A 7895-nucleotide genomic window follows, 5' to 3' on the forward strand; every position below is an offset into this window, starting at 1 on the left:
CAATAATTTCAAATAATATCTTATTCAAATTCCTTACGAATTTTGGCGCCATCTTCATCAAGTTTTGGTGAATCTTTTTGTAAACCGTATGAGTTCCAAGTACCGTATTTCATTGGTGAACCAAGAACTTCATTACCATCTGGCAGAGTCTTAACCATACCACGATCAATAATTTGATCAAGGCGGCGTGTCTTATCAACGTTTAGAACTAGGCCAGCAGGAACGCCTGCATCATGCAAAATTTGGTTCCATTTAGCGGCATCTTTAGTTTCAAGGACAGATTGCATTGCGTTTTTGACATCTTGCCAATTCTTTTCACGCAAGTCATTGGTATTGAAGTTAGCTTGGTCAATCCATTCTGGATGGCCTAATGCATTAGTCAATAAGCTCCAAAGGTGATCGTTACCACAACAGATAGCGATTGGTTGATCTTTACAGTCAAAAGTATCGAATGGATACATATCTGGGTGACGGTTACCGATACGGTGAGGAACCTCATGTGGCCCTAATGCCAACATCAAATCCTGAACCATCAGTGAGAAGGTTGAATCAAGCATGGAAACATCTACCGTAGTTCCTTTACCAGTTCTTTCACTAGCAACGAGTGCAGTCATAATAGCACTGTAGCCCATAATGCTGGCAACCACATCAGATACAGAAGTACCAACTCTAGTTGGTTTGCCATCAGGAATACCTGTGGCATCCATTAATCCAGAAACGGCTTGAACAATAGTGTCGTAAGCGGCTTGCTTAGACCAAGGACCATATTGACCGAAGCCGGAAATTGAGGCAAAGATCAATTTAGGATACTTCTTAACCATTTCATCTGTACTAAATCCTAAACGCTTCATTAGATCTGGACGGAAGTTTTCAACTACCACGTCAGCTTTAGCAATCATCTTTTCAACCAAGGCATGATCTTTAGGATCTTTTAAATCTAGGGCAATTGATTCCTTACCGACATTACAAATTCTAAAGTATTCACTGGAGCCATCTTCGATGTATGGCCCCATGTGACGGGTATCATCCCCAGTTTTTCTTTCAATATGAATCACACGTGCACCAGCATCTGCTAACATTCTGGTACAGGTAGGACCGGATAAAACGTGGGTGAAGTCTACTACTAGCAATCCGCTTAAAGGGTAGGGCTTATCTTTATCTAGATGAGGATTGTTTTCCTCTAATTCGTCGTATTTAGGTTCTGTCATCATTAGTACACTTTCTTTTAAAAAACAAAAAGCTGTTCAAACCTGAACAGCTTTTTGAATAGAAATAATAGTATTATTCTTCATTACCCTTGATTACTTGAACGCGTGGGTTCTTAGGACCTTGAGCCTTAGAAATTACGCCTTCTTCAGTCAATTTATCAATTTGATCTGGATCATAACCAAGTGAAGCTAAGATTTCTTTGTTGTTTTCACCAAGGTCTGGTGCACGCTTGTAATCAGGCTTGTAGTTAGCAAGGTTAAATGTTAAGCCAATGGTCTTAAATTTACCACGGTTGCCACCTTGGTCGATAGTTACGATAGTACCATCTTTGTTCAAGTCTGGGTCGTTTTTAATTTCGTGCCAGTCAAGAACAGGACCTACTGGAACACCAGCAGCACCAAGCTTCTTAGTTAATTCATACTTGTCGTATGCTTAGTGTAGCTTTCAATTAATGGATAAATTTCTTCCTTGTGTAATTGGCGGTTTTGCCAGCCATCAAAGCGAGGATCAGTAATCCATTCTGGGTGACCCATGGTGTTGGCAATTGCTGCCCAGCTCTTGTCGCTGTTTTGAATAACGATGTAAACATAAGCGTTAGGATCAGTTTCCCAACCTTTAGCCTTGTAAGTCCAACCGATAACTTGATACGGCAAAGGTTCAATACTGCATCTTGCATTGATTGATATACAAAAGCACCTTCACCAGTGTGTTCACGTTGCAAGAGAGCAGCTAAAATATCGATAGTAAGGTGCATACCTGAGTTTGAATCACCTAAAGCAGTTGATTGAGTAGGAGCGTTAGCTTGGCCTTTGTTCCAACCAGTAGTAGAAGCAGCACCACCAGCAGATTGAGCAACTGGTTCAAAGGCCTTAACATCTTCAAAACGTGAACCTTCGTTGAATCCCTTTAATGAAGCATAAATCAACTTAGGATTCATTGCGTGCAATTTTTCCCAACCAAAGCCATTACGTTCGGCAGAACCAGGAGCGATGTTTTCAACGAAGACAGCGGCTTTCTTGATTAAGTCGTACATAATTTTTTTACCTTCATCAGTCTTGATGTTTAAAGTCAAAGACTTCTTGTTGGCATTTAATTGCAAGTAGTAAAGGCTCTATGAGTCTTGAATATCAAGCAATTCATTTCTAGTTGGGTCACCAGTGTTAGTACGTTCAATCTTAATAACATCGGCACCAAGCCATGCTAAAAGTTGAGTACATGATGGACCTGATTGAATTTGTGTCCATTCAACAACCTTAATACCTTTTAAAGGTGCGTAATTATTTTCTTCAGTCATTATTTATTCTCCTCTTCTTCAAGAGCAGATAAGTCCAATTTTGGATTTAAGTTGCCAATGTGTCCAGATTCCTTACCCATTGAAGCAGGAATTTGAGCATCAATAATAGTTGGGTTGCCTGATTCGTAAGCTTTTTCAAGTGCGTCTTTCATTTCAGCATAGTTGCTTACTCGGTAACTATCACCACCAAATGCCTTAGAAATATCACCATAGTGAGCATCGTTATCCAAAACAGTAGGACCTAATTGATCCTTAATCACGTTAACATCACCATTGTAAATACCACCGTTGTTAACAATGACAACAGTAATAGGTAAGTGGTAACGACAAATGGTTTCCATTTCCATACCATCGAAACCAAATGACCTTCAAGGGCGATAACTGGCTTGCCAGTTTCAACAGCTGTAGCAATAGCATAGCCTAAGCCGACACCCATAACGCCCCAAGTACCAGTGTCAAGACGGTGACGAGGCTTTTGCATACCGACCAAGTTACGACCGATATCCAAAGTGTTGGCACCTTCACTTATGATGTAAGTGTCTGGGTGCTTTTGCATTAAGTCGTTAATTGGTTCAATAGCACTGTAGTAACCTAAAGTTGGCTTTGCTTCAGAAGCAGAAATTCTAGCAGCAAACTTGTCGTTGTTCTTCTTGCTGTCTTGAGCAATTAAATCAAGCCAATCTTGTGGAGCCTTAATGCCAGCCTTTTCGATAGCTGGAACCAATTTTTGCAATACAGACTTGATATCACCTTGTAATGGTGCATCAATCTTTCTGTTTGAATTAAATTCAATTGCGTCAATTTCAACTTGGATGAATTTAGCATCTTCACGGAATAATGGAGCTTCACCGTTTGAAAGCATCCAGTTAAGACGAGCACCGATCAAGAGAACAACGTCTGCTTGACCAAGTGAAAGTGAACGAGCAGAATCTGCAGATGATGGAGAATCGTCTGGAACTACCCCCTTAGCCATTGACATTGGTAAGAATGGGATCTTAGTCTTGTCTACTAATTCTCTAACTTCATCTTCACTTCTTGCATAAGCAGCACCTTTACCAAGTAAGATAACAGGGTGCTTAGCATTCTTTAATAATTCAACTGCACGGTCAATTGCTTCATCTGATGGCAATTGCTTTGGAGCAGCGTCAACAACTTTGTAGATGTTTGCATCTGACTTTTGTGCAACAGTGTCAGTAACAGTTGCGGCAGGAAGGTCTAAGTAAACACCGCCTGGACGGCCACTAAGTGCAGTTCTAACTGCACGTGCAATGGCTAATGGCTAAGCCCATATCTTGAGCGCGGTCAACACGGTAAGCTGCCTTACAGAATGGTTTGGCAACATTATATTGATCCAAACCTTCATAATCTCCACGATCAAGGTCAATAATATAACGATCTGATGATCCTGAAATCATGATTAATGGGAAACAGTTCTTAGTTGCTTGTGCTAAAGCTGTTAAACCATTTAAGAATCCAGGTGCTGATACAGTTAAAGCTACACCAGGTTTACCAGTTAAGTAACCTGCAGCAGCTGCGTCAACGGCAGCGTCTTCACGGCTACAACCATAATATTTCATGCCTTTAATTCAGCTAAACTAGCAAGATCTGTAACTGGAATACCTACAACACCATACATATTGTTTAAACCATTTGCTTGTAAAGCATCGATTAATAGTGCTGCGCCAGTAAGTGATGTATTATCAGCCACAGGAAAACCTTCTTTCCAAAAACCCTAAAAATGCAAACGGATATGCATTTCAGTTTTAAGATACACCTCTTAAAAATAATATATAAGGATATTGAATAATAAAATCCGTTACTTTATCTGTCTGTAAATACAAAAAACTTCCACTATCTTGTGGAAGTTTTTCATACTTTTTATTCGAAATTATCCATTTCTTCAATTGCTTTTTCCCAAGCATTATTAGCATCATCTAGTTGTTTTTGAACATCAGATAATTGTTCTTGCAATGGCCCTAATTTATCAAAATTAGAGGCAATGTCTGGATTTGACATTTCATTTTGAATGTTTTGTTCTTGCTCTTCAAGTTCTTCAATCTTTTGTTCAGCTTGGTCAATTGCACGCTGCAATTTTCTCTTTTGTGAATCACGTTGCTTTTGTTCCTGATAAGAAAGCTTTTGCTGGCTAACTTGTTTAGCAGGCTGAACTTCTGATGAAGAAGAAACAGCGGCTTCTTGTTTAGCTTTTTCGTCAAGATAGTAAGAATAATTACCATTATATATCTTGGCATGTCCATCTCTGACAGAAACAATTTTGTTAGCTAATTGATTAATGAAGTAACGATCGTGGGAAACGAATAGCAAAGTGCCATCGAAGTCTTTCAGTGCTTTTTCAAGAACTTCTTTTGCTTCAATGTCCAAGTGGTTAGTAGGTTCATCCATTAATAAGAAGTTATCATGTTCAAGAGAAAGGACTGTTAAAGTTAATCTGGCTTTTTGTCCACCTGATAGTTGCCCGACGGTCTTGTCAATATCCTTAGCAGTAAATAGGAAACTAGCTAAGATTGAACGAACATCGCGTTCTGGCATTGTTTTGTGACGGTCCCAGACGGTGTCCAAAACAGTTTTAGATGGATCAAGTCTTTGTAATTCTTGATCATAATAGCCGATATCTAGGGATGCACCATATTTAATAGAACCACCCTTAGGTTGCAATTGCTTCATAATAGTTTTAAGCAATGTGGATTTACCAATACCGTTTGGTCCAATAATAGCTACACGATCACCTTTATTAATTTGGAAGGAAATGTCACTGACCATTGTTTTATCAGGATAGCCAATAGTTAAATCATTTAGGATTAAAACTTCCTTACCAGAAGGGCGCTCGCTATTAAAATGAATGCGAACCTTGCTCTTATGCTTTGGTGGCTTAATGCGCTCAATTTTTTCTAGTTTTTTCCGCCGACTCTGAGCACGTTTGGTGGTAGTAGCTCTTACCAAATTCTTTTGGATAAATTCTTCGTCTTTTTTGATTTCAGCTTGTTGCTTTTCATAAGCTGCTTCTTGATCTTTATCGCGTTGCTCACATTGCATTACATAAGCAGAATAATTGCCTTTAAATGGAGTTAATTTACCAAATTGCAATTCGAAGATTTGAGTTGCTAAATGATCTAAGAAGTATTGATCGTGGGATACAACCAAAATTGCGCCGCTGTAGTTCTTCAAAAAGCCTTCCAACCAATCAAGCGTATCCAAGTCAAGATAGTTAGTAGGTTCGTCTAGTAAAAGCAGTGCCGGCTTACGCAAAAGCAATTTAACAAAAGCCAATCTAGTCTTTTCACCACCAGAAAGGCTGCCAATCTTCTTTTGCCAGGTATCTTCTGGAAACTTAAATCCATTCAGGATGCTCTTAATATCTGATTGGTAGGTATAACCACCTTTTTGTTCAAAAGCAAATTGTTTTTGATCATATTGCTTAAGCAGTTCCTGATCTTCAGGATGCTCTGCAATTTGTTCCTGCATATGAGTTAAACTTTTTGCTTCCTTTATTAAAGGTGCAAAAACGGATTCCATTTCATCCCAAATGGTTTTGTCTTCATTTAATGCATTTTCCTGAGCAATATAACCTACATCTATGCCCTTATTAACAGTAAATTCACCGTGTGTGGGTTCTTGCTCGCCTGTCATAATCTTTAATAGGGTAGTTTTACCAACCCCGTTGGGACCAACTAAACCGATTCGGGCATTAGAATCGATTGAAAAAGTAACATTTTTAAATAGAGTGTTGGCACCAAATTGTTGTTCTAAATCGTGTCCTTGTGCAATAATCATAATTTTTCACCTAATCATTATTCTACCATATGGCAGAAATTGATCGAATAGTAAATATATGTGAAAAATAATCTTTGTGAAAAATATATTTGGACAAATGCTATGTTAACGGGTATGATAGATATGCTTGATTGTGCATTCACAAACATGAAATACAGTTGGGGGGGCTTCTATTATGGATAGAATAAAAATTCCAAAAGCAACAGCAAAAAGATTACCTTTATATTATCGTTATTTGATTATTTTGAATGAAGAAGGCAAAGATAAAGTTTCTTCTACTGAATTATCTGAAGCGGTTCAAGTTGATAGTGCTTCAATTAGAAGAGATTTTTCATACTTCGGTGCTTTAGGTAAACGCGGATATGGCTATGATGTAAAGAATTTGCTTAGCTTTTTCAAAAAGATTTTGAATCAAGATACATTAACCAATGTTGCTTTAGTTGGTGTTGGTAACTTAGGAAGAGCGTTACTTAATTACAACTTTAAACGTAGCAACAATATTCGAATTTCTTGCGCTTTTGATATTAATAAGGAAATTACGGGTCGCATTTTAAGTGGCGTTCCTGTTTATGATATGAAAGACTTAAAGCAGCAATTGAGTGATCAGCAGATTTCGATTGCTATTTTGACGGTTCCTTCAACAGCTGCTCAAAAGACTACTGATGAAATGGTAGATGCAGGAGTTAAGGGTATTATGAACTTCACGCCAATTAGATTGTCAGCTCCAGCTAGCGTAAGAGTACAAAATGTTGACTTAGCAACAGAATTGCAAACTTTGATTTACTTCTTAGATTCTGAAAAACAAAAGAATGACGAATTATAATTGTAAAAGACTACTTTTCTGAATGAAAGGTAGTCTTTTTTTACCTCTTAGTCGTGAAAATTGACCACTTAGTTTAAATGGCTGGTTTTTGTACAAGATTCTTAGTTTAATGTAATTACGTTGAAGGGAGGGATGAAGCTTGAAGGTAAAATTAAATATTGATCCTAATCAAAAAGAAACAGAATTGGTAATAAATGCATCTGCACTGACACCGGAAATTGAGCAATTGTATCATGCTTTGCAAAAGCAAACGCCAAATTTAGAGCAGATTGAAGCTGTCAAAGACAATGTTTCTTATTATTTGAATTTAAGCGACATCCTTTTCTTTGAAACTGACAGTAAAATCGTTATGGCTCATACTGCTAAGAATGCTTATCAGGTTAAGTATAAATTGTATGAGTTAGAAGATATATTAGGCGGTAATTTCATGAGAGTAGCTAAATCTACTATTTTGAATTTAGATAAAATATATGCTATTACTCGTTCAATTTCTAACTGTCAGATTAAATTTAAAGAATCATACAAAACGGTTTACATCTCACGGCATTATTATCGTGATTTGCGTAATCGTTTAGAGGAAAGAAGGAATTTTTCATGAGAGGTAAATTAGGACGAGCTTTTTGGGGTATCTTCTTTATTGCATGTGCATTGTTTGTGGTTTTGAATCAAATGGGGATTTGGACTTACAAGCTTGGCTTTTGGGCTGCAGTTGGTACGGTGATTTTTGCAATTAGTTTATTAGATGGTTTAATTAATCGCCGAATCACTGAAAGTGTC

4 protein-coding genes and 3 pseudogenes are annotated in these 7895 nt (G+C 37.8%); 3 read left to right on the forward strand and 4 right to left on the reverse strand.

Annotated elements, in window-relative coordinates; all coding sequences use genetic code 11:
• Window positions 1–20: 20 nt before the first annotated feature.
• The 4 genes and pseudogenes from HMPREF0518_RS03010 to HMPREF0518_RS03035 all read right to left on the reverse strand — a co-directional run bounded on the left by HMPREF0518_RS03010 (window position 21) and on the right by HMPREF0518_RS03035 (window position 6295).
• Window positions 21–1208, reverse strand: coding sequence for a CoA transferase (locus HMPREF0518_RS03010; RefSeq protein WP_003630831.1), 1188 nt, complete (start codon window positions 1206–1208; stop codon window positions 21–23).
• A 73-nt stretch (window positions 1209–1281) separates the two neighbouring features.
• A pseudogene (locus HMPREF0518_RS09630) lies at window positions 1282–2503 on the reverse strand (CoA transferase).
• Window positions 2503–4211: pseudogene (gene oxc, locus HMPREF0518_RS03030) on the reverse strand (oxalyl-CoA decarboxylase). The pseudogenes HMPREF0518_RS09630 and oxc overlap by 1 nt, the downstream one beginning before the upstream one ends.
• 170 nt (window positions 4212–4381) lie before the next feature.
• The gene (locus HMPREF0518_RS03035) at window positions 4382–6295 is read right to left on the reverse strand and encodes an ABC-F family ATP-binding cassette domain-containing protein (protein ID WP_003625961.1); all 1914 of its coding nucleotides are present in this window, start codon (window positions 6293–6295) and stop codon (window positions 4382–4384) included.
• A 175-nt stretch (window positions 6296–6470) separates the two neighbouring features.
• Between HMPREF0518_RS03035 and HMPREF0518_RS03040 the strand changes: the two genes are divergently transcribed.
• The 3 genes and pseudogenes from HMPREF0518_RS03040 to HMPREF0518_RS03050 all read left to right on the forward strand — a co-directional run.
• The gene (locus HMPREF0518_RS03040) at window positions 6471–7118 is read left to right on the forward strand and encodes a redox-sensing transcriptional repressor Rex (RefSeq protein WP_003625963.1); all 648 of its coding nucleotides are present in this window, start codon (window positions 6471–6473) and stop codon (window positions 7116–7118) included.
• A gap of 139 nt (window positions 7119–7257) precedes the next feature.
• Window positions 7258–7716, forward strand: coding sequence for a LytTR family DNA-binding domain-containing protein (locus HMPREF0518_RS03045; RefSeq protein WP_003625965.1), 459 nt, complete (start codon window positions 7258–7260; stop codon window positions 7714–7716).
• Window positions 7713–7895: pseudogene (locus HMPREF0518_RS03050) on the forward strand (LiaF transmembrane domain-containing protein); the annotation flags it as partial. The gene HMPREF0518_RS03045 and the pseudogene HMPREF0518_RS03050, both read left to right, overlap by 4 nt.

Source organism: Lactobacillus helveticus DSM 20075 = CGMCC 1.1877, assembly GCF_000160855.1.
Classification (GTDB): domain Bacteria; phylum Bacillota; class Bacilli; order Lactobacillales; family Lactobacillaceae; genus Lactobacillus; species Lactobacillus helveticus.

Excerpts from the sequence above, each read along its gene's own strand:
- HMPREF0518_RS03040 (WP_003625963.1), top strand. The coding sequence starts at position 6,471 with ATGGATAGAATAAAAATTCCAAAAGCAACAGCAAAAAGATTACCTTTA.
- HMPREF0518_RS03010 (WP_003630831.1), bottom strand. The coding sequence starts at position 1,208 with ATGACAGAACCTAAATACGACGAATTAGAGGAAAACAATCCTCATCTA.
- HMPREF0518_RS03035 (WP_003625961.1), bottom strand. The coding sequence starts at position 6,295 with ATGATTATTGCACAAGGACACGATTTAGAACAACAATTTGGTGCCAAC.